This is a genomic window from Paenibacillus sp. JQZ6Y-1 (assembly GCF_040719145.1).
Taxonomy (GTDB): Bacteria; Bacillota; Bacilli; order Paenibacillales; family Paenibacillaceae; genus Saccharibacillus; species Saccharibacillus kandeliae.
Genome location: NZ_JBFDUZ010000001.1, coordinates 2,960,481 through 2,985,108 on the forward strand (window position 1 = coordinate 2,960,481; position 24,628 = coordinate 2,985,108).

Sequence of the window (24,628 nt, forward strand, 5' to 3'; positions counted from 1 at the left end):
CAGATATTCATTCAGATCAGCGATGGACGCATGATTACCTTGACGCCTTTTGGCAGATGAACCGCCACCAGTGCGCCCTGTTCGCCGTTTACTTTGACCCAGCCAAGACCGGAAATGAACACATCCGTCGGCTTGCCTTTTGGAATGCGCAGCTCATGGCGCGTCCAAGCAGGTAGCTCTGCCAGATGCTCACGGGTCGGTGGAGCCAGCATTTCACCGCCATGCTGTGCAAACAGCTCATCCGCGCGCTCCAACTTGGTGCGGTGGATATGCAAGCGGTTATTGATATAGAACGTAAAGGATTGACGTCCGCCCTCGATATAGTCAAAACGTGCCATCGCTCCGAAAAATAGCGATTGACCTTCGTTCAGCTGATATACTGCTGGCTTGAGCGGTTTGTCTGGCATAATCGCCGCTAGATCCTTTTTGTTCACCAATTCGGTATAACGGGTTTCGTAAACGATACCCGGTGTATCGATAATGGCATGTCCATCGTCCAGCGGAATATTTACCGTATCCAGTGTCGTACCCGGATAACGCGATACGGTCAATTCTTCTTCCAGATCGCTGTAATCCGAGATCAGGCGGTTGATCAATGTCGATTTGCCGACATTGGTTGCGCCGACCACATACACATCACGATTGCCACGCAAAGATCCGACCACTTCCAGCAAACGGTCAAATCCGGTGTTTTGCTTTGCACTGCACAGAATGATGTCCTCAACTTTCAGTCCAAGCTCCTTGGCTTCCTTTTGCACCCAATTGCGGATCTTGTTCCAGTTGGTTACCTTCGGCAGCAGGTCGGTTTTGTTTACAGCCAGAATGACTGGGTTATTACCGACGAAGCGTTGCAAGCCCGAGATCACGCTACCGTGAAAATCGAACAGGTCGACAATATGGATCACCAGCGCGTCCTTGTCACCCACTTGGCTGAGCAAGCGCAAGAATTCGCTCTGATCGACCGTTACCGTCGACGATTCATTATAATTGCGTATACGGAAACAGCGTTGACATAGCAGCGGTGTACGCTCCAATGCCTGTGCCGGGATATACCCCGGTTGTTCCGGTGATTCCATTTGCAACTGGATTCCGCATCCACTGCATTTGCTTCCAGCGGTCAAGCCGCTTTGTTCTGTCATTTATTGCGTTCCTCCTCGGCCCATCGGCCTTTTTTACGAAGTCTTTGCCGTGCCAGCCGTTCCACCTGACGATTGAACCGCGTACGCCAGCCTTCCTCATCCAACGCGATCGGCAGCACCAGAACGGTGAATAAGCCCAGCCGGTTGCCGCCATACACATCCGTCAGCAATTGATCACCCACCACAATTGTTTGATCATCGCGGCAGTTCATCAATTTCATCGCTTTGCGGAATGGTGCATTAGACGGTTTGCGGGCAGCGTGCACAAACTTGATATCCAGCGGAGTCGCAAACAGGGAAACCCTGTTCATATTATTGTTGGAAACGATAATCAGTTCGAAGCCATATTTCTTGACTTTGGCGAACCACTCGATCAATTCTGGTGTTGCTTCCGGTGCACGTGCACCGACCAAGGTATTGTCCAGATCGGTAATGATTCCCCGATACCCTTGCGCATACAACGTTTCCAGATCAATATCGAATACCGTATTTACATGTAATTTTGGAATCAGCATTTCAAACAAGCTTTATTCACCTCGATTTCATACGACAAACTATACCATAAATTTAACCACTCTGACAAAAAGAAACGCCGCAAAAGCGGCGCTATTTCAAAGCTTATGCAAGTTTTATTCCCTGCTGCGCCAAGCGGTGCAGCACATCGTACAGACACAATCTTCATTATACTACTTTGCAGTCGAGTTGCGCCATATTTTTCGTAAATCGTGTATATATTGCTTCATTTGTTCATATTCCTGCTCACCAACAACTTCTGGACTATACTTCGCCCGCTCAAACAGCTGTAACAGTGAATCTAGCAGCGGCGCTACCTCCGGCTTCATTTCACTCCAGCGGGAAACCGATTCGCGTAGCGTTTCATGCGATTCGCGATCCATTCCGTGGCGCTTCATCCACGACAGCCAGCGCTTCGCCTCCGCCAATATTTGTTGCTGGGCGGTTTGCGGCTCGCCGTAGCGCATTTTGATATACGCTGCTTTGAGTTGACGACGATAACGGAAAGCTAAGAATCCAAACCATGCAGCAACCAACAAGCTTGCTGTCCAGATAACTGCTGGTGGTACGGTTGCCTCGTTCGCTTGTACAGGTGTGTCCGCCGTTTCCTCTTCTGGTGTTTGCTCTGGCTCCTGCGCCTGCGGTGTTTGTTCTTCCTGAGCTGGTGTTTGCACCGTTTCAGTCAGTAGCGGCATATCGAAGCCCGGTGTTGCTTCTACCGGAATCCATCCATATCCAGCAAAATAAATTTCCGCCCAAGAGTGAGCATCTGCGTTAGTGACAGTATACTCAGTCGCGCCATTCGGGAAATAGTCACTGGTCACATAACCAGATGCTTGACCCGGTGCATAGCCTTTGACCCAACGTGCCGGAATATCCAGCGAGCGTGCCATCATGACCATCGCTGTGGAGTAATAATCGCAATACCCTTCTTTCACTTCAAATAAGAAGCTGTCCACAAAATCACTGCTTTTTTTGCGGGAAAGATCAGGATTGTTCGTGTACGTGTAGTTGTTTTTCAAATACGATTGCAGCAGTTCAATCTTACGATAAGGCGTATCCGCCGATGCGGTTACATCTTTTGCCAGATCTTTAACTCGCTGCGGGAAATCAGTCGGCATTTGCAAATACGGTTCCAGTGAGCGTCCATCATATAGCTCACCGTACGTTTTGTTCTCCAACTCCTTCACCGGTACGACAGGTACGCGGGACACTAAGGAATACGATTCTGGGAAATTCCGATTTTGACGCGTCCGGCTCCAATGAATCTCACCAGAATTGCTGCGCCAGTCGAGCTGGTCGGTATCATTCCCACCGTTGACGCTATCAATCCGCGCAATCGTATAGGCACCAAACAGCACCGGATACGTCGTATTCTGGTCGCTCAGCATTTTGACCTGCTGCTTGACAGTACGAGTCTCCGCATCAGTTGGCTGATCGTCCATCGACAGATTTTCGCCAGCCTGCACCGCATCCAGATCACGCCAGCTATTACTGGAACGATCGATCCAGCCTGTACCGGAATAGGCAAGTCGCGTCTCTCCGCGCCAATAACTACGACTAGTCGTGCTAATGTTCATGACCGGTGTATAGTCAAAGTTAAAGCCGCCGCCCAGATTGGAATCCTCACGGCTGTAACCGGAGGAAGCACCTTGTCCATCCATCGGATTACTGCCATTAACGGTAATCACCGATTCGCCGCGCCAGTTTTTCCATGCGGTATACGGGTCTTTTAGCGTCGGCTGCACCTCTGGCATATTCACACCTGCCAGCAGAATGATCGAAAAGATCACGGCGATATTGAACATAATTTTTAGCGGATACCGACGCAAATGACGCCAGCCCTTAGGAAACCGCTCCTGAAAATACCGAAAATGATTGCTGACCAGCCAGCCCATACCGGCAAAGACTACCCAAGCGACCTCTTGCCAGAGCGGGGTGGCGGTAAACGAATCCAGTATCGCTAGCGCCACAATGTTCGTCCCGACGAACATAATAATCGCGCGCCGTGACGTACCGATACGCGCCGATACTTCTAGCAGCACCCAAGCCGCTACAATAAACCAGATATATGAGCGCAGAGCACCGACAAACTCTTCTAGATTGTCAGCTAGTCCACTACTGCCCGTCCATGTGAAAATACCATAGCTATGCACCGCATAATAGACAACCGCAATCACAGCAACCAGCTTCACCAGCAGTCGATACCAAGCACTAACAGGTAAAATAATATCGGTAATGGCAACAGCCAGCATCGTACCAAGTACTAGCATCGTCGTCTCGGTGTACCAGATGTTGTCTGCATATTGAATCCACTGATAGGCGATAATCAATACCCACAGCAGACATAATGAGTAGTACCAGGAGCTGCTAATTCCGCTCCACCATTTCTTCATCAGGCTCTCCCCCCTAACACCACCGGCAATTGCTCCAGATCATGAATCGGGTAACAGGCTGCCCCGCGTGCGCTGGCATCCATATTCCACTCCCTCGCAAAATGATTGTCGCTTTGTTTCTGGCTTTCCACCAGCAATTGTACTGGTGTCATCTGGCGCATACGAGCAAACTGGAACACTTCCCACGCCTTTTCGCCGGTTAGCGGACTAATGAGCACAAACAGCGAACCATTAGGAAAGCTGCGCGCCCCTTTTTCCAGCCCTTCCAGCAGCGGCTGTTGTCCATCTGCCTTAATATCAACCAGATGAATCTGCATGCGATGCCAATCCGCAGAATGATCGGATGGCATAAACACTTCATTTTGCGCACCGATGGTAAACAGACCCATGCCCATCCGTTCACGCATACCATATTCCAGCATGGAGGATGTCACCGATACCGCCAGTTCAAAATGCTCGCCGGACTCATAATGATCCGCCGTCGCATCCAGCACCAGCACGGTACGTGGCAACGATTCATGTTCAAACTCTTTGGATTTCCAGATTCCCGTGCGCGCCGTCGCATTCCAGTGAATCCGAGAAATCCGATCACCATACACATAATCACGCACCCCGTTAATCTGGTTCGTTTCGGGACGTGATAACAGCTGTGACGTCTGTTGCCCGCCTAGCCGTGAATGACGAGAACCCATTTCCCAAAAAGGCACAAATACAGTGCGCGGCAACACAAGAAACTCGCCCGGCGCATTGAATTTGCCCCGATTTTCCAGCAAACCGAATATATCTTCACTGATGCACTCCGTACCATAAAAGCGGTAACGTCCACGTTCCAGTGGCGGTGTCTGAAATAACAGCTCACCGCGCCCTCTCATGCTGGGCATCAGACTTTCTTCAAAAGACCACGATTCTCCGTTATGACGCTTCAATGTCTCGCGGATGATCACATAAGGCAACGGCAAAAAGCCCGGAATGCTGACATCCAGACGCACCTGCACCTGATCGCCAGCATGGATAATACCACCCTCTTCACCATCAATAGACAAATGACGGCTGCCCCGCGCGCGTCCGACGCCGCGAAAGCCACCGCCAATCAAGTAAAGCGACAGCAGTGTAACCATCGAAAATAGCATAATCGAGGTTTTGCCACCCTGAAACAGGACATAAAACAGACAACCGATCCAGACGATAACAACGAGCCATAGCTTGGATGGCTGACGTTGCCATTGCAGATTCAGCCGCAAATACGAGAATAAGGCTCTCATATTATTACTGCCCCACCGATACCGGAGCTGTAATCTGCTCCAAAATCTGCTGCATGATCCGCTCCGCACTCATGCGCTCCATACGAGCTTCTGGACGCGGCAGAATGCGGTGTGCAATCACATAAGGCGCCAGCTTTTTCACATCGTCCGGCAATACATAATCGCGTTCATGAATAAGCGCATGCGCTTTGACCGCCATCATAAACGACAGCGTTGCCCGTGGACTGGCACCAAGCAATACAGAGCGATGCTCACGCGTCGCACGAATAATACTGACCAGATAATCGCTCACCGAGTCGTCCATATGCACAGCGCGAATCTCCTGCTGAATAGCGGCGATGCTCTCCATATCCGTCACCGGCTGCAAATGATCCACCGGATGTCCACTGACATTGCCCTGCTGCTTGAGCAGATTTTTCTCGGTTTGCTCGTCAGGATATCCAATCGTAATCTTCATCATAAACCGATCCAGCTGCGCTTCCGGCAACATATACGTTCCTTCAAAATCAATCGGATTCTGAGTCGCGCACAGCATGAATGGATGCGGCAGTGGATGCGTCTCGCCATCCACTGTAACATTGCGCTCCTCCATCACTTCCAGCAGAGCGGATTGCGTCTTGGTGGTCGCACGGTTAATCTCGTCCGCTAGTAGAATATTGGTCATTACAGGACCCGGACGGAAATAAAACTGCTCATCTTTCGGGTGGAAAATGGACACACCCGTAATATCACTCGGCAGCAAATCGGGATTGCACTGAATGCGGCGGTACTGTCCGCTCATCGATTTGGAGAGCGCCTTGATCATCTGCGTCTTACCTGTGCCAGGCACGTCCTCAATCAGAACATGACCACCAGCTAACAGGGCAGTCAGCAGCAATTCAATTTCAAATGATTTTCCTAATATGCAAGCTTCCAGATTGGATTTGACGTCCGATATGACTTGCATGGATTCCTTACGTACCGGCATATATCAAAAACCTCCTACCTCGGGTTCATAATTCCAGGTTGTATCATCAAACCTTGCGGATGATGTGTGCTGATTTTAACACATAGGTGTGCGGATGCATAAATGTACACTTCATGATGATGCCGCAGCAGTCTGCTAACGGCGTGTTGGTTCCCTGCACTCCTGTGTAATCTCCATTATATTGTACATGAAGGATGAGGCAGAGTCACTTTTACATGCAATTCAAATAGTTACAGCTTGCCTTGTACATTAGGCCAACAGTTGGACTTTTAAAGGGAGTGGGTTCATACTATGATGAGTTATTCCATCTGAAGGAGTGAGCATCGTAATGGATGAACAGACGCTTCGCCTGTTTAAACAATTAACTGAGTTTCCGGCGGTGTCCGGCTTTGAACGCGAATTGCGATTGTGGGTAAAGGAGCAAATGTCCGCCTACACCGACGAATTCGTACAGGACCGTCTTGGAAGCTTATTTGGCGTGCTTCGGGGCAAAGAAACCGGACCAAAAATCATGGTAGCCGGTCATTTTGATGAAGTGGGCTTTATGGTAACCGGAGTTACCGACCAGGGGCTAGTGCGCTTCCAACCGCTCGGCGGCTGGTTCAGTCAGGTCGTTCTAGCACAGCGACTTGATATTATTACTGATCATGGTGTCATTCAAGGGGTGGTTGGCTCTACCCCGACGCATCTGCTCAGTCCAGAGCAGCGTAACAAACCGGTCGATATCAAGTCGATGTATATTGATATCGGTGCGGATGACCGTGCCGAGGCGGAAGCTATGGGTATTCGTCCCGGCTTGCAAATCGTTCCGGTATGCGAGTTCACACCACTGGCAAATCCGAAGAAAATTATGGCCAAAGCTTGGGACAACCGGTATGGCGTCGGACTAGCCATCGAGCTGCTTCAAGAACTGCAAGGTAATGACTTCAGCGGAACCGTATATGCAGGAGCTACCGTACAAGAGGAGTTGGGGCTGCGTGGCGCACGTACAGCAACCCAATTGATCCAACCGGATATCTTTTTCGGACTGGATTGCAGCGCCGCTAACGATATGACCGGTGACCGGAATGCGTTTGGTCATCTTGGCAAAGGGGCATTGCTACGTATCTACGATCCGACCATGTTTACCCATCGTGGTATGGTGGAATACATTCAGGATACTGCGAGCACTCACCAGATTCCGGTACAGTATTACATTTCGCAGGGTGGTACAGATGCAGGTCAAGTTCATCTGAGCGGAATCGGTATTCCATCCAGCATCATCGGCATCTGTGGGCGTTACATCCATACATCTTCTTCCATTATTCATACCGACGATTACGATGCTGCCAAACAGCTACTTATTGAACTGGTCAAAGGAATGAATACGTCCACCTATCAGACGATTCTCGACCGTGCCTGATCCAAAAGGGACCATCGACGCATGAATCCCTCATTAGAAGCAAACACACCTCTCGAATGAGGGGACAGGCTTCCTTATATCGAATGCACAATCGCTTGCTCCAGCAGCTATATCTATTATTCTCTTTATACTTATGAAGCTGAATAATCATATAGCTGCTTTTTTGTGAAACTATACTCCCTTTCAAAAAGGAGTATTCACCGTAACAGACCATGATTGCCTGGTGTGTTACTAATGTATAACCCGGCGATTCAGAGCTTTAATCCTGTCATGACGCGGCATGAGCAATATTTTTTTAAAAATTTGTAACCTTTTGCTCAGAAGTATGCCAGCATCTACAAGAAGTTCTGTATTTTAACATAACTGTGATCAAATAGCACGGTTTGCTTCTCTACGAAACCAACATCACACGACAGATACCAGCCTGCTGAAATGCAGATTCACTCTATATACGCGCCACAGCTGGAAAAAGTTTTGTGAACATTGTTAAAAATGGATGTACAATATCCACTTACCATGCTAATTCGGCAGGTAGACGATTCTAGTGAATAGGAACTACCGACTATAGGTCTTACTATTTTTACAGATATGTATGAATTTTACTCTGGATAAAATAAGAATTTCTGGCGGTTATCACCTAAACGGAAGTGTACTATACTGAACATATCGAAAGGAAACCTTCTCATCTTCCCACTCATTCCTGAATTGTATCCACACTATCCTTCACAGCAAGCTACATGGATCGCGACAATCTCAGTTGATTACATCATGGATCGTCGCACACATTTCAATATATGTAACCGGCATTTTCTCCGTTTTACTGCCGCTCGGCAATGAACAACCGGTTCTTTTACAAAGGTCATATCTCCCCCATTCTGCTGCCCGGAACCATCCCCGGCGTACGGGCAGTCATCTGTTTCTAGATTCATCATGTAAACATGTGTTTACCTTTCTACTTGATTGTACACGCTCTATTCTTCTTTTTATTCCTTCCTAATATTTCTCACTTCTATCGCTTTACGAATATACAATAGGAACTATTTTCGCATGATCTTCTGCTTTTCCACGATGGTTTACCTCCGATGTAGGTAAAGAGATCTACCAGTTATTTAGCACGAAACTCCCTGTTCGTTCGCTTATGAATCGGTAAGTCTTTTTGCTCAATTGGGCTAGCTGTATAACTTCAACTCTTTATACATCTCACTAAAATGTTAAGAAAGTGTGTAACACACGGACTTCATTGGATAAATTGTTGCGAAAATCGTCGTATTTTGTTTTTAATTAACCAATTTTATCTATAAATATTAATAATTAGAGCCGTTTATCCGACAAAATAACTATCGCATTTAGACCTACCTTATATCAATCAATGGAGAATGAATATAAACAATAGAGATAGCATCAGGGAAACCACATTCAGAAAGGAAGTTTTATAATGTTTCGTACAAAATCTATCGCGACCCTGTTACTGATGGGAACGCTGGTCGCAGGATCCATCTGGTCCCCTCAAGCAGCAAAAGCTGATCGCCTTGCCAATGGCTCTGTCATTACGACATTGAGCAGTGGCACTACAACCAATACTGGCCTTAATCTATATGTAGATGGTTCCATTGCTACTGGTGGCGATGGCAGCAAAGATTCACCTTTCAAAACACTGACTCAAGCCCGCGATTCCATTCGCGCCAAAAAAGGAGTACTGCCTACTGGCGGCATTACCGTATGGGTGAAAGGCGGCACTTACAAATTCCCTTATACCTTCGATCTGAATGCTTCCGATTCTGGTTCGGCTGGTAAAACGATTGTATATCGCACCTATCCAGGTGAAAAAGCGATTCTATCAAATGGCGTATCCGTTGATTCTTCCCTCTGGCAGCCATTGAACAGCGCAGCAGCCAAACGTGTCAATCCGAAAATCAACGCTTCTAATCTGGTCGAGCTGGATGTGAAATCGCTCGGTCTGTCTAACATCAACGGGTATCCAGGCGGTACTTCCTTCTCTGATAAATGGGGCATTATCGACCTGATCGTCAACAACGAACGCCAACCCGTTTCCCAATGGCCAAACGCTGATGAAGAAGTTGGCAATACACGTGGTGGCTGGACTACAGCGAACGGCTCCGCAGATGCTAGTTCCTTTTATTATGGCGAGAATGGAATTCCTGCCGATGGTGAGATTGACGATGCACTGAATGCAGATGGCACCAATCGTGCACAACGCTGGCAGAACAGTATTGCTGCTGGACATGATCTGTATTTGCAAGGCTTCTGGAGAACAGCATGGGCTCCGGTGATGAGCAAAGTCAAAAGCGTAAACACCTCCGACGGTAGCATCACCTTGCTGGATATGCCAGCTGGTGGTATGGGCGACAAATTCAGTAAACAAATCGTCGGCTCCAATCCAGTCTATCGTGTAGGTAGCGGGAAAGAAGAATGGCGCGCACTGAACCTGCTTGACGAAATTGACCAGCCGGGCGAATGGGCACTCGACTTCCAAGATGGCAAGGTGTACTACTATCCAAAAGACGGCACAGACATGAGTACCAAAAACGTCGAAATTGCCGACAAACCAAGCGCAGTTGTTAAAATGACAAACACTTCTTACGTTTCCTTCTTAGGCTTCAATGTAGAAGATAGTCTGACCAATGGTATTGATATGCAGAACAGCCATCACATCACCATCGCTGGGAACACGATCCTAAACGTAGGCAATGGCGGCATCATCGATACTGGCGGCTACTCCAATATGATCAAAAGCAATGACATTTACGATACTGGCGGCTTCGGCATCAGCGTCGGTAATGAAGGCGACCGGATGAAACTGACCGCCGCTAACACTCGCATCAGCAACAACCATATTCACAATATTGGCGAACACGCCCATTTGGCAGGCATCGTTATCCGTGATTCCGTCGGCATCTGGGTCGATCACAACCTGATTCATGATGTACCGCGCGATGCGATTCGCTATGAGCGCAACAACAATCTGACATTTGAATTTAACGAAGTGCACAATACAGCACTGGAAGAAACCGATACTGGTGCATTCTATACCGCTCAAGACTGGTCTTCGTATGGTAATGATTTGCGTTACAACTTCATTCACCACAACCGCCGTGCTAACGGCTTCTACGCAGACGGTAGTGATGCAGGTGACAACTATTACAACAACATCATTCAAGGCTCCGACCGCGCACTGCAATTGAACGGTCACCACAATATTGCCAAAAACAATGTCGTGATTGCTTCCAATACCGTACGTATCGAGAACCGTAGCGATACTAAGGATATTTCGGATATCGTATCGAGAAGCTATGGTGTAACTAGTACATTTGCCGAAACACTCACATCCAAAAATCCAACTTCCGGCGTGTGGCTGGACTATGCAGCCAAGCTGAAAGCAAAATACGGATATACCGACAATCTGTGGACAGACGTTCTCAATCCAACATGGCGCCCTGAGTATTCCAATGGCTCGGCAATCACCAACAACGCACTGGTTCAAGTTGGTAGCATCATCAAACCTAAATATGGTAACTACAATGTCAGCGACAACAATGTACTGGATAACGTTGCAGATGCTAGCTTCTACAACTATAACCAAATGGATCTGCGCTCCAAAAATGCACAGGTACTGGCGAAGTTCCCGAACCTGAATAGCATCTTCCCACAAATCGGTCTGCAACAAGACACGTATCGCATTCGTGTCGTCACTCGTGCAGAAACTGGCGGTCTGACCAACCACTAATCCCTGCTTCAAATCAAATATAGCCCGGCATTCCCACAGCGTCGGGCGCTACACCGGACTGGATCATCCCCAGTCCGGTTTTTTGTATCTACATTTTTATAAAATAATATCGAAACCTTCTATTGTAAGCGTTATCCTTTCTCTCCTCTATCCACCTTTCATGCCCTAACAACTTCCAAAAAATTGACACTTGTGTTCCAGCCTCCCTATACTGACTGTAAAAGGTCTTCAAGGGAGGTCAGGCATCAGAGGTGAAAAATCTTCGCTACACCGCACTTTCAGCCGGTCTGATATTGCTTCTGCTTTTTCCTTTATGGCGACAGGGATTCGGTGATAGCCGTCAGGGCGCACTGGAAAGTGGTCCCGACCACAATACACCCGTCAATCTATACGTGAATGGCTCTGCTAACGCCTCTGGGCAAAATGGCAGCAAGGAGCATCCGTATACTACCATCGAGGCAGCGCGCAACGATATTCGCCAGATGAAGCGTCCACTGCCACAGGGCGGTGTAACCGTCTGGGTCAAAGGTGGGCAATACAATCTCAGTTCGACGCTGGAATGGACTGCCAACGATTCCGGCACCGCTAGCGCACCGATCATTTACCGCTCTATGGCAGGCGAGAAAGTCAGCCTTACCAATGGCAAAACCGTCAATCCATCGGATTGGCAGCCACTGGATGCAGCAGCACGCAGTCGGGTCAATCCGGCAGTGAACCCCAGTCAGCTAGTACAGCTGGATGTGCGCAAGCTCGGCTTCCGCAACAGCACCGGATTTACTGGGGGCGATTATTTTACCGAGAAATGGGGAATATTACAGCTTATCGTAAACGATGCCATGCAGCCAATCTCGCAGTGGCCGAACCGTAATGATGCAACTGCTGGTCTGCGCAATGGCTGGGCAGTGGCATCGGGTATTTTGAATGAACGCTCATTCTTTTATGATCCATCGCAAAATACCGACACCAGTAGTGAAGGTCGTATGGTACGCTGGCAAAAGGCAATTGCCAGTGGGCATGATGTGTATTTGCAAGGCTTCTGGCGCACCGTATGGAGCCCAGTCACCATCCGACTGAAGCAGATTGAGGAAGGCTCACGCACTCTGCATCTATCGCAAACCCCAGCGGGCGGAATCGGCTCCAAATTCAGCGCCGCTGCCGACGAATCGTCAGGCAGCAATCCGTACCGGGTAGGTGATGGCAGTGAGGAATGGCGTCTGCTCAATCTGCTGGAGGAAGTCGATCAACCGGGCGAATGGGCGTTGGATTTTAAAGACGGCAAAATCTACTATTATCCTTCCAAGCCGCTCAATCAGTCCACCACCGTGATCGCTGACGATACCGATCCGATCATCAATATCAAAGGTGCATCGCATCTCAAATTTATCGGCTTTGAGCTGAAAAATGGCATGGGCAACGGTATCACCATGCAAAATACGAATCATATTACACTCGCTGGGCTAACGATTCGCAATATGAGCAATGGCGGCATTACCGATATTGGCGGCAGCAGCAATTTGATTCAAAGCAACGATGTATACGATACTGGCAGCTTTGGCATCAGTGTTAGCAAAGCGGGCAACCGTGACAAGCTGCAATCGTCCAATACACGCATTACAAACAATCACATCTACAATACCGGCATTCTCGTCCATCTGGAGCCGCTCATCATCCGCGAATCGGTCGGCATGCGTATCGACCACAATCTGCTGCATGATGTACCGAAGGATGCGATCCGGTATACGTACAGCAACAAGCTGCTATTTGAATATAACGAGATTCATAATACTGGTTTGGTAGAAGGCGATACAGGCGCAGTGTATACCGCTCAGGATTGGTCGTCATACAGCAATGTGCTGCGCTACAATATGATTCATCATAATCGTCGCTCCAACGGCTTTTACGCGGATGGCGGCAGCAGCGGCAATACGTATCAGAACAATATTATTCAAGATACGAAGCGCGCATTTATTATTGAAAATGGACATCATAATGTAGCGACAGGCAATCTGCTGATCAATGCCAATACGATGGAAATCAACGACCGCTCTGCCTCGCTGGATTACAGCCTAAACAGCACATACGCCAAGCTGCTGCGCAGCTTCAAGCCAACAACTGGCGCATGGAAGGAATATGGCGAAGCGTTAGGAAAACAATACGGGCTTAAAGGCAATCTGTGGAATTATGTACTCAGCAGCAAATGGAATCCGCAATATCCAAATGGCAGCAAGCTGAACAACAATGTGATCATCGGCAATACGAGCATCAAGCTGCCGAAAAAAGGCGATGTATCCGCTACGGGCAACGCCACGATCCAGAGTATTCAGAACGCTGGATTTTATAATTACAGCAATCTCGATCTGCGAACCAACAACAGCACCATTTTGAAAAAGTTCCCTTCGTTGAACAAGGTGATTAGCGAAATTGGGTTGTATAAGGATCAATATCGGGTCGAGCCGCTCACTCGTAACCAGTATGATGGACTTAGCAACCATGCAACCGATTAACTGTATTTCAATATGATATGTATAGTCTTCAAGACACAAATTGGCTATCATGCTGTCCGGCTAACTGTACCTTTTGCCGCAGCTTGGTAGCCCTTTTGTCGTCTGGACTTGACATACTTTTACAAGCTATGCTGAAATAGTTACAAAAAAGAAACCAATTAGTTAATTTCATGAGATAATTTTTACATTTATTTATATATTTAATTATTTTTTGCTAATTAACAAAAATTACTTTAAGATAGGTTTGTAATTTCAAAATTTTGGTAATTATTGATAAGGCAATGTCAATCATTCCAATAAGGAGGTGATATTACGTTACTGGATTCGGCAAGGCCACCTTGCATCATGACGGGATTATAGAACCCGACGACCTGCATGCACAGAGAATGGAGGGAAATCATACAAATGAGTAAGCTAAAAACGTTCCTATCGTTAACCGCGATGGTAGCACTAAGCAGTACGCTGGCATTCCCGGCCCCCTATGCGTCAGCCGATCAGGTGAACAATCGCGAAGTCGTTACACTCGACAGCGGGCCAACCGTCAAAACAGGTCTCAACCTGTACGTGGACTCCTCTGGAAGTAATTCCGGCGATGGTAGCAAAGACACTCCTTTTGCAACCTTGACCCAAGCTCGTGATAGCATTCGTGCCTTACATGGCGATCTCCCTACAGGCGGCATTACCGTCTGGGTCAAAGAAGGCGAATACGAAATGTCCAACTTTGAACTGACGGATCAGGATTCTGGTACCGCCGACAAACCGATCATTTATCGCACCTATCCGGGTGAGCAGGTAACACTGACGAACGGCGTACACATCTCCCCTTCCGACTGGGAACCACTAAGCAAAGATGCAGTGGCACGTGTCCATCCGAATGTGTACGCGGATGATCTATACCAGCTGGATGTGCAAAAGCTAGGCTTAAAGCATATCCATCACTTTTCCGGCGGTACTTCTTTTACCGAGCAATGGGGCATTGTTGATCTGATCGCCGATGGTGTGCGTCAGCCGATCTCGCAATGGCCGAATCCCGGCGAATCGGTCAATAAGCACCGTAAAGGCTGGACGACTGCCAATGGCTCGGCTGATGCGAAGTCCTTCTATTACGGCGAAGGCGGCATCCCTGAAAATGGTGATACGACCGATACGCTGGATTTGGACGGCACCAACCGCGCTGAACGCTGGCAAAAATCACTAGACGATGGACATGCGCTGTATTTGAAGGGCTTCTGGCGTACCGTCTGGAGCCCAATCACCAGCTCCGTACAGGAAATAGATACCAAGCATCATGTAATCACACTTAAGGACCTGCCAGATGGCGGCATGGGCTCCAAATGGAGCAAGACGGTCGAAGATTACCGTTCCAGCCTCAGTGCACCGACCGTCAACCAAGAAACCGCAGCAACAGAAACGACGGCAGCCTCCGAGGATGATGCGCTACACGATAACGATACATCCAGCAAATCCTATCTGGTGTACAAGGACGGCGGCGCGGCACAATCCATGACGCTGAAGGAAGAACAAAGCGACGATTCATTGCTGGAAACAAAACCGTCCAGCGCTGAACAGGATGCGCAAGATGCCGAACCAGTGAAACTGACGGACAAAGGCGCGGACGTATCGTCCGTCACGTATGACGATCAGTCGTCTTCTCCGGTTCGTGATCTGAGTGAGTCGTCAGTTACTTCTGATGCGTATGCGCCTTCGTCTGTACAGGATGATGTATATGAAGGATCATCCGTTAGCGACGATACGTATGCTACTCCCTATACTGCCAAAATCCGTGCGCCTTACCGTATCGGTTCAGGCACCGAAGAATGGCAAGCGCTGAATTATTTGGATGAGATTGATGTTCCGGGCGAGTGGGCACTCGATTTTAAAGATAAAAAGCTGTATTACTATCCAAAAGGAAATCTGGATGATCTGAACATCATTATCGCCGACAATGAAAACCCGGTCGTAGCGTTCAATGGTGCCTCCCATGTGCAGCTGATCGGCTTTACCTTTGAAGGCAGTATGGGCAACGGGATTGAGCTGAACGATGCCGATCATATTACAATCGCTGGCAATACGCTGCGTAATCTGGGCAATGGCGGTATTCTCGATGTCGGCGGCAGCAATAACCTGTTCCAGAGCAATGACATTTACGAGACCGGCGGCTTTGGTATTAGTATTAACAAGTCGGGCGACCGTAAAACGTTAACTCCTGCCAACAGTAGAGTGACCAATAACCATATTCATCATGTAGGCGAGCTGACGCATCTGGAGCCGCTGCTGGTGCGTGAATCGGTCGGCATTACCTTTGATCATAACCTGCTGCATGATGTGCCAAAGGATGCGGTACGGTATGTGTACAGCAACAATCTGACGTTTGAATATAATGAGGTACACAATACGTCGCTGATCGAAGGCGATACCGGTGCATTCTATACTGCTCAGGACTGGGCATCGTATGGCAATGTGCTGCGCTACAACTTCATTCACCACAATAAACGTTCCAACGGCTTCTATTCCGATGGCGCGGACAGTGGTGACAATTACAAGTACAATATCGTACAAGGCTCCACCAAAGGCATTTTGCTCAACGGGCATGACAATATCGCTTCTAACAATCTGGTTGTCGATTCCAATATGATTCAGGTCGATCAGCGCGGCGATAGCAAGAGTCATGGTGTCAACAGTATCTTTGCGGATCAACTGCGCGAGATGAACCCGGACAGCAATCCGTGGGCTAACTATGGTAAAGTACTGCAAGATACGTACGGCTATGACCATACGCTGTGGGATAGCATCCTTGATCCCGACTGGCATCCCGAATATCCAAACGGTACGCGCATGACCAACAATATGCTGGTCAATACACCGGACGTTGTGATTCCGAAGGTGGGCGATGTAAAGGTGGAAGGCAATGACTCCATCAGCAGCGTGGCGGATGCACAGTTTTATGATTACAGCAAAATGGATCTGCGTACAGACAATACCAAGGTTCTGGCGAAGTTTCCTGATCTGAATGAAGTATTTCCGAAGATTGGGCTGCTGAAAGATGATTATCGGACGCGGGTCATTACGCGTGCGGAAAGTGGCGGCTTATCAAACCACTAACATTTCTGAATGATGCGACTAGGTTGCTTCAAGTACCTTAGGGAGAGATAAGGCAAACACGCATACTGTTCAAAACCTAATCGTCGTGCAGAACAAGAGCGAGTAGTGATTCCAATTGGGAGTTGCTGCTCGCTTTTTTTGATTTTCATTATGAGTGGAATGACTGGATTTGACTTCTAGGGTAGGTTCGTTTATCGTTTTAGTTCGATGTTTTTTAAAGTTACTTTCTTTTATTCATTATTTTGCTGAATACTATTGCAAATCTATGATGAGATGATATAATTATCTTAAAGTTAAGATTTTAAATGTAAGGCGATTTTGAAATGGGTTTCTGGTTTATGTATGGAATAGGTTGATGACCTACTATGTGAAATTGTGATTCGGAGATTGGCTTTTGTTGGAATAGATAATAAGCAATGATTTTGAGGAGGATGATTAGGATGGAATTATTGGGTATTCATCATGTGTCGATTATGACGGGCAAAGCGGAAAAGAATTTTGATTTTTATACAAAAGTACTTGGTATGCGTCTGGTGAAAAAGGGCGTCAATCAGGATGATACAACATCGTATCACTTATTCTATGGAGATGCAGTAGCTTCGCCAGGAACAGAATTGACGTTTTTTGATTTGCCGGGCATTGGACCGAGTTATCCGGGGGTATCGAGTATTTCCGCTTCGTCGCTACGCGTTGCCAGCACAGAAGCGCTAGAGTATTGGTCTAAGCGGTTTGACGATTTGAATGTGAGTCATGAGCCGATTCGTCAGCGTGCAGGACGGGATACACTGGCATTTCAGGATTTTGAAGGCACGCGTATTGTGCTGGTAGCTGACAACAACGAAGAAGGCGTTGCACCGGGTCAAGCATGGAACGGCTCCGATGTGCCTGTAGAATACGGCATTCTCGGTCTTGGACCGGTAACATTGACGGTTGCCAAACCGGAAAACACCGTAATGATTTTGAAAGAAGTACTAGGCTTCCGTTATCTCGATTCCTACCCCTCCCTTGCAGGCGAAGAGCATCTGGATGTACTCGTGTATGCAACAGGAGAAGGCGGCGCTGGTGCGGAAGTGCATATCGAAACGCGCCCTGATCTGCCAGTAGCCCGTCTCGGTCGTGGCGGCGTGCATCACGTTGCTTTCCGTGTACCGGATGAGGAACAATACAACAAATGGGCGGACAAGCTCGCTCAACTAGGCATTCCCAACTCTGGTAAAGTCGACCGCCATTACTTCCGCGCCCTGTACTTCCGTGAGCCGAACGGTATTTTGTTCGAGCTATCAACGGATACACCGGGATTTGACGTGGATGAATCGCTCGACTCACTAGGCGAAACCTTGTCCCTCCCTCCATTTCTGGAATCACGTCGTACAGACATTGAAGCCAAATTACGTCCGTTGACGCTGGAAGATTAATGTAACTACTGTAATTTACTAACGGTTACTCTATTGTATAACCTTCTGTACTGCCTCTTCGCTCAAGATTATAATGAGCAAAGGGGCAGTTTTTTTATGTATTCTCTAAGATACTTCTAACATTATCGTGCCTAATAAAGGAGATATACTGCTTGACTGTCACGTTACGTTACAGACGATAATGAGACGCAGATCAAGTATAAAGGAGAGAATGACTATGAACATTGCACCCCTTCGTTCCGATCGAATTTACCAACATATCATACAAGCTCCTCTAGAACATAAAACAGAGCTATATCGACAGCAGATGCTGCGTCCCTTTATGCCCAAATGGCAAATACAGCACATCCCTTTTCAAAACAGCGATCCCAACGGCTTCGATGTGATCCAAATGAGCAATATGGCGAATATATCGCCGGTAAACATTACGACCGCTATTCATGACCAATTGGCTGCCATTTCTACTGATGACTTCTGGCAAGCCTGTCAGCAGACAGTGCAGTCCAGCCTGAATGTGTTTATCCAGCAGGGCATTCCGCTTCCAGTATCTGATTATCTGTATACGATATGGCTAGGCGACAAGAATAGCCCCCTTATGCAAATCAATAACCATCTGTGCGGCGATGGCGGCATTCCGGGTTATATCATCGTTAATCTAGTACCAAATGATTACACACTACCCCGCATCCCAGCAGTGCTAGCGCATGAGTGCAATCACAATGTTCGTTACCAGTTTATCCAATGGGATCAATATGTGACGCTAGGCGAGATGATCGTCAGTGAAGGGCTGGCAGAAAATTTTGCCGAATCGTTATACGGTACGGATATGCTCGGTCCTTGGGTCACGCGCACATCAGCAAAGGTGCTGAATACTATCGTTAAACCGCTGATTCAGCCATATCTTCAGCTAACCGGATTTCAGCAATTTAGCCCGTATCTATATGGGGATGAGATTACAAGGATGCAGCAAGGAACACCAGTCGGTATGCCATATGCAGGCGGTTATGCTTGCGGCTATCATCTGGTACACTATTATTTGCGCCGTACCGGCATATCCATTGCGGAAGCAACCACATTACCCGCAAGCGAGATTCTTGCGGAAGTAGGAGAGTTCTGGCATGAAACAACAATGGTTCACGGTTCATGACATCGTACAGATTACTAGCATTAGCCGACGCACGCTGCACTTTTACGACAGCATCGATCTGCTTAAACCGAGCAAACTGGCGGATAATGGCTACCGACGGTATGACCGCGACGCATTGACACGATTGCAAACTATTTTGATGCTCAAAGATATGCAGTTTTCGCTTAAGGATATTGCCTCGATCCTACAACTTCCTGCGGCAGAGCAGCAACACATGCTCATACAGCAGCGACAGCTATTGGAGCAGCATAAGCAGCAGCTAGAGCGTACCATCCAGCAGCTGGATCAGCGTCTTGCAGGCACGCCGTGGAGCGAATTACAGCGATCTCCTGATACATCTGTCAAATCATTACAGGATCAATATGCAGCCGAAGCTGCGCTCACGTATGGCAACACAACGGCATATAAGCAGTTTCAAGAGCAGCAAAGCGCCCTCTCCCCTGCACAGCAGCAGGAGCAGAATGAATACGTTGCCCAGCAGATGGATGCTCTATATAAGCAATTGGCAGATCACATGCATGCGCTACCGCAATCGCCCGTGATCCAGAATCTGATTGAGCAGTGGGCAGCACTGTTGGCGACACAAATGCCGTGCGAGCCAGAGCTGCTGCGCTGTATTGCCGACACGTATATAGAGGATGCACGGTTTGTTGATTATTTTGAAAGCTACGGAACAGATTTTGCGAGGTTCCTTCATGCTGCCATTACCGATTGGATGCAGCATGTACAGACAGACTGAGCACATTCCTTAGAATATCGATAGCAGCACCTTCATACATACGGACGCGTCCCTTTATAAATTGGATTCTTTTGCTGCAAATGGGCAGGTAGCGGAATATCCGGGTCTGTGGAATTGGTGTTCATATACGTGTTCGGATATGCGTCCCGATATTGACTAGGTGTAATGCCTTCAGTTGCTTTGAACAGCTTCATAAAGTACTTCTCGTCTTGAAAATGTAGCGTATAGGCAATTTCCTTAATCGAAGCATCTGAATGCAGTAGTAGCTCCTTGGAGCGGCTGATTTTCATATCATTGATATATTTGAGCGTGCTGATTCCTAGCCGTTTGCGAAACAAGCGTGTTACATGATCTGGTGTATAGCCAAATTGTTCCGCCACCTCATGCACCGTGAGATCGCCGCCAATATGCAGCTTGATCCATTCCAGCACCTGCCGGAAGCGGCGATCTCCACTATGTTCTTCTTGGCTGTCTGTCACTTGCTCGATATATTGACGGGTCAATTCGATGAGCAGCCCAGTGACCGTATAATCGGCAGCCAGATGACTATAGTGGCGCGAATGAGCGATGTCTAGCAGCTGCTGACATTGCATAAAGACCTTCTCCGGCTGATGAAGATTTAGAAATGTAGGCAGCAGAATGCTATGCGACAACGGAGACAGATTCCCGCCATCTTCCAATAAGTGCGCTTCCTGCCATTGTGCGCGCATCTGCTGCTCCTCCACACATCTCCCCGCATCTTCTGTAAAAAAGTGGAGCCAGTAAAACGAACTGTCGCTGCTCGAAGGCGCATATCCGCCATGCAGCTGTCCCGGTCGGTAAAAGAGCATATCTCCAGCACCTACTGTATACCGCTGCCCTTCCACCTCAATATACAAACAGCCACTGATGCCAATTATCACCTCATAATCCTGCTCCAAGCGTAGCCGCTCATGATACCAGTTATCCTCACAAACAAATTTACCCGATTTAAAATACGAAACCGGCTGTTTCATGCTGCTTTGCCAGATTTCCATACACATGCTGTTTTTCACCACCAAAACCACGATTTTATCGGTTTTATCAACCGGTCAAACCTCTTATGATTTTTCTTGTAAGCGTTTTATCATTTTCGATGGATATAGCCTGTTCTCCTGCCGTTCTATCCAATTAGCAGTTCATTCTGTATCTGTATACTGCTTGGCATCCATCGTATTCAGGAGGTTTATTCATGATTACTCAGCAACAGAACAAACTTATCTATCAATATGGTGGTGAGTATTTGGTGATCGAGCCGTGGCTAGAACATAGTGTGCGTGTACGCTCCACTCTGTACCCACAGCTGTATGACGATCATAGTGCACTACTAGAATTGCGTCAGCCGCAGTCTGCGGATATTCGCATCAAGGACAATGGGTTTGGGTATTTGCATCATGGCAATGTAACAGTTATTGTCGATCCGCATGGCAAGCTGACCTTTTTGAATCAGCATGGTGATCTGTTGCTGGAGGAATATAGTCGGTATCGGTATGGCACGATTGCTGAGGACGATGATATTACTGGTTATCGTAGTGATCGACATTTTAATAGTGCCTTGAATATACCTGCACGCCAGTTTACGCCTTTGCTCGGTGGCGATTATGGATTGACGGTGCGTTTTGAAGGGGCGGCGGATGAAAAACTATATGGCATGGGACAGTATCAGCAGCATATCTTGGATGTGAAGCACTGCACGCTAGAGCTTGCGCATCGCAATTCGCAGGCAAGTATTCCTTTTACATTGTCCAGTCTCGGCTACGGCTTTCTCTGGAACAATCCAGCGATAGGCGAAGTGACCTTTGGCAAAAATCGTACAGAATGGCATGCACGCTCCACCAAGCAGATGGATTACTGGATTACCGCTGGCGATACGCCGTCCGAAATCGTGGAGCGGTACAGCGACGCTACTGGCAAGGTGCCAATGATGCCAGATTACGGAATCGGCTTCTGGCAATGCAAATTGCGCTATCGTACGCAGGAGGAACTGCTAGAAGTAGCCCGTGAGTATAAACGCCGCCAATTACCAATTGATGTGATTGTGGTCGACTTCTTCCACTGGACCAAGCAGGGAGAATTCCGCTTTGATCCCGAATATTGGCCAGATCCAGCGGCGATGGTGCGTGAGCTGCAAGAGATGAATATTGAGCTGATGGTATCGGTTTGGCCCACGATTGATAAGACGAGTGAGTATTTTGCAGAAATGTATGAACAGGGATTGCTTGTACGTGCGGAGCGCGGCGTGAATGTTACGATGGAGTTTTATGGAAGCAGCATCTTTTTCGATGCCACGCATCCGAAGGCAAGGCAGTATGTATGGAACAAGGTGAAGCAAAACTATTACGATCTCGGTATTCGTATCTTTTGGCTGGATGAAGCAGAGCCGGAGTATACAGTATATGATTTTGATAATTATCGTTATTATGAAGGCAGCAATTTACAGGTCGGCAACAAGTATCCGGCGATGTATTCCAAAACCTTTTATGATGGCATGACCGCCGAGCATCAAGAGCAGGTAGTCAATCTGGTTCGCGCCGCTTGGGCAGGCAGTCAGCGGTACGGCGCGCTCGTCTGGTCCGGTGATGTTGATTCCAGCTTTCGTGCGATGCGCAATCAGCTGGCAATCGGGCTAAATATGGGCATCGCGGGCATTCCCTGGTGGACGACTGATATTGGCGGATTCCACGGTGGCAATCCGTCTGATCCCTCCTTCCGTGAATGTCTGATTCGTTGGTTTCAATTTGGCGTCTTCTGCCCTGTATTCCGACTGCATGGCGATCGTGAGCCGGGCTTGGAGCAGCTTGGTACTTCCGGCGGCGGGCTGTGCTTTAGCGGCAGCGATAACGAGGTGTGGAGCTTTGGTGAGGAAGCCTATCCAATATTGACCGGATATATGTATTTACGCGAGGCACTGCGACCGTATATTACGAATTTGATGCGACAAGCGCATGAAAAAGGCACTCCGCTCATGCGCCCACTATTTTACGATTTCCCACAAGATCGAGTCTGCTGGGAAACCGAGGATGTGTATATGTTCGGAGCAAGTCTACTGATTGCACCTATTTTGGAAGAAGGGCAGCGCAGTCGCTCTGTCTATCTGCCATCTGGCACACATTGGGTGAATGCGTGGACAGGCAGCCAGCATGAGGGCGGGCAGGTGGTGCAAGCCGATGCGCCACTGTCTATTACACCTGTGTTTATTCGGCAGGCACAAGCGGAAGGATTACAGCCTCTATTTGCTGATATTGTTGCTAGAATGGAATCTGAAGAATCACCAGCTTGATAGATCTAGCGTCTTCTTGCCATACCATACAACAAAAAGAGACTGTATATCGCTACAGTCTCTTTTTGTTGTATATATAATTAGCTAGTAACTTGCAGCAGATTATACGCCGTTGCTTTCGCGACGACGACGTAGTTCTTCGGTGATTTTGCGTCCTGTTGGTGTCTGTGCCAGACCGCCACGCGCTGTTTCCCGATGCTCGCTTGGCATCGAGCGACCTACCTGTAGCATCACATCAACCACTTCATCTGACGGAATTGCACTGCGTACGCCTGCTAGACCCATATCGGCAGCAGCAAGTGCATTCACAGCGCCCAGACCATTGCGCACGATACACGGAATCTCCACCAATCCAGCAACAGGATCACAGATCAGACCGAGTGTATTTTTCAATGCCAGACCGACCGCGTGCATTGCCTGCTCTGGATTACCGCCACGCAGCTCCACGACCGCTCCAGCTGCCATACCGATTGCCGAACCGACCTCTGCCTGACAGCCGCCCTCCGCACCGGAAATGGATGAGTTGTTAGCGATCACGTAACCGATCGCACCAGCGGCGAATAGCCCCAGCACCATCTGTTCATCACTCCAACCGAAGCGCTCTTGGGTGCTAACGAAGACGCCCGGAATGATACCGCATGAACCGGCTGTCGGCGTAGCAATAATACGTCCCATCGACGCGTTGACCTCAGATACCGCCAGTGCATAGGACATCGCACGCGTAGAGTACGCACCGGATGCCGTTTCTCCACCATTCAAGTATTCGTACACTTTGCGTGCATCACCGCCGGTCAAGCCGCTGCGAGATACCGTATCCTCGTGAATGCCGCGGTGAACAGCTTCTTTCATCACCTCATAATAAGCAGCCATCTGCGCAATAACTTCATCGCGCTCTACGCCAGTTTCCTTCACCTGCTCTACAATCATCAGCTCGGCAATACTGCACGAACGTTCCTCGCAAAGCCGGACAATATCTTTTAATGTGCGAAATTGCATATG

15 protein-coding genes are annotated in these 24,628 nt (G+C 48.2%); 8 read left to right on the forward strand and 7 right to left on the reverse strand.

All coding sequences use genetic code 11. The annotated features are described in order from the left end of the window. Positions 1 to 11: 11 nt before the first annotated feature. The 5 genes from yqeH to ABXR35_RS12615 all read right to left on the reverse strand — a co-directional run bounded on the left by yqeH (position 12) and on the right by ABXR35_RS12615 (position 6,277). Positions 12 to 1,139, reverse strand: a complete 1,128-nt coding sequence (gene yqeH, locus ABXR35_RS12595; protein ID WP_367060382.1) for a ribosome biogenesis GTPase YqeH — start codon at positions 1,137 to 1,139, stop codon at positions 12 to 14. Then, positions 1,136 to 1,663, reverse strand: a complete 528-nt coding sequence (locus ABXR35_RS12600) for a YqeG family HAD IIIA-type phosphatase (RefSeq protein WP_367060385.1) — start codon at positions 1,661 to 1,663, stop codon at positions 1,136 to 1,138. Before ABXR35_RS12600 ends, yqeH begins: the two co-directional genes overlap by 4 nt. A 162-nt stretch (positions 1,664 to 1,825) precedes the next feature. Continuing rightward, the gene (locus tag ABXR35_RS12605; protein ID WP_367060388.1) at positions 1,826 to 4,048 is read right to left on the reverse strand and encodes a transglutaminase TgpA family protein; all 2,223 of its coding nucleotides are present in this window, start codon (positions 4,046 to 4,048) and stop codon (positions 1,826 to 1,828) included. Further along, positions 4,048 to 5,310, reverse strand: coding sequence for a DUF58 domain-containing protein (locus tag ABXR35_RS12610; RefSeq protein ID WP_367060391.1), 1,263 nt, complete (start codon positions 5,308 to 5,310; stop codon positions 4,048 to 4,050). Before ABXR35_RS12610 ends, ABXR35_RS12605 begins: the two co-directional genes overlap by 1 nt. Positions 5,311 to 5,314: 4 nt before the next feature. Then, a complete protein-coding gene (locus tag ABXR35_RS12615) occupies positions 5,315 to 6,277 on the reverse strand; it encodes an AAA family ATPase (RefSeq protein WP_367060394.1) in 963 nt (320 codons plus the stop codon). Positions 6,278 to 6,605: 328 nt separating this feature from the next. Here ABXR35_RS12615 and ABXR35_RS12620 point away from each other — a divergent pair, with 328 nt between their 5' ends. The 7 genes from ABXR35_RS12620 to ABXR35_RS12650 all read left to right on the forward strand — a co-directional run bounded on the left by ABXR35_RS12620 (position 6,606) and on the right by ABXR35_RS12650 (position 20,331). Continuing rightward, positions 6,606 to 7,679, forward strand: coding sequence for a M42 family metallopeptidase (locus ABXR35_RS12620; protein WP_367060397.1), 1,074 nt, complete (start codon positions 6,606 to 6,608; stop codon positions 7,677 to 7,679). Between the two features lie 1,435 nt (positions 7,680 to 9,114). Beyond that, the gene (locus ABXR35_RS12625) at positions 9,115 to 11,424 is read left to right on the forward strand and encodes a right-handed parallel beta-helix repeat-containing protein (protein ID WP_367060400.1); all 2,310 of its coding nucleotides are present in this window, start codon (positions 9,115 to 9,117) and stop codon (positions 11,422 to 11,424) included. Between the two features lie 251 nt (positions 11,425 to 11,675). Further along, the gene (locus tag ABXR35_RS12630) at positions 11,676 to 13,928 is read left to right on the forward strand and encodes a right-handed parallel beta-helix repeat-containing protein (RefSeq protein WP_367060403.1); all 2,253 of its coding nucleotides are present in this window, start codon (positions 11,676 to 11,678) and stop codon (positions 13,926 to 13,928) included. Between the two features lie 405 nt (positions 13,929 to 14,333). Further along, on the forward strand, positions 14,334 to 17,030 hold the full coding sequence (locus ABXR35_RS12635; protein WP_367060406.1) for a right-handed parallel beta-helix repeat-containing protein: 2,697 nt from the start codon (positions 14,334 to 14,336) through the stop codon (positions 17,028 to 17,030). A gap of 440 nt (positions 17,031 to 17,470) precedes the next feature. Then, a complete protein-coding gene (locus ABXR35_RS12640) occupies positions 17,471 to 18,445 on the forward strand; it encodes a ring-cleaving dioxygenase (protein ID WP_367060409.1) in 975 nt (324 codons plus the stop codon). Positions 18,446 to 18,662: 217 nt separating this feature from the next. Further along, on the forward strand, positions 18,663 to 19,592 hold the full coding sequence (locus ABXR35_RS12645) for a DUF2268 domain-containing putative Zn-dependent protease (RefSeq protein ID WP_367060411.1): 930 nt from the start codon (positions 18,663 to 18,665) through the stop codon (positions 19,590 to 19,592). Further along, positions 19,564 to 20,331, forward strand: coding sequence for a MerR family transcriptional regulator (locus ABXR35_RS12650; protein WP_367060414.1), 768 nt, complete (start codon positions 19,564 to 19,566; stop codon positions 20,329 to 20,331). Before ABXR35_RS12645 ends, ABXR35_RS12650 begins: the two co-directional genes overlap by 29 nt. Positions 20,332 to 20,363: 32 nt before the next feature. On the opposite strand, the gene ABXR35_RS12655 is transcribed toward ABXR35_RS12650, so the two are convergent. After that, positions 20,364 to 21,353: a helix-turn-helix domain-containing protein gene (locus tag ABXR35_RS12655; RefSeq protein ID WP_367060417.1), complete on the reverse strand. Its 990-nt coding sequence runs from the start codon at positions 21,351 to 21,353 to the stop codon at positions 20,364 to 20,366. Positions 21,354 to 21,541: 188 nt separating this feature from the next. On the opposite strand from ABXR35_RS12655, the gene ABXR35_RS12660 reads away from it, so the two are divergent. After that, the gene (locus ABXR35_RS12660; protein WP_367060420.1) at positions 21,542 to 23,629 is read left to right on the forward strand and encodes a TIM-barrel domain-containing protein; all 2,088 of its coding nucleotides are present in this window, start codon (positions 21,542 to 21,544) and stop codon (positions 23,627 to 23,629) included. Between the two features lie 102 nt (positions 23,630 to 23,731). On the opposite strand, the gene sdaAA is transcribed toward ABXR35_RS12660, so the two are convergent. After that, a complete protein-coding gene (gene sdaAA / locus ABXR35_RS12665) occupies positions 23,732 to 24,625 on the reverse strand; it encodes an L-serine ammonia-lyase, iron-sulfur-dependent, subunit alpha (RefSeq protein WP_367060423.1) in 894 nt (297 codons plus the stop codon). Positions 24,626 to 24,628 lie beyond the last annotated feature (3 nt).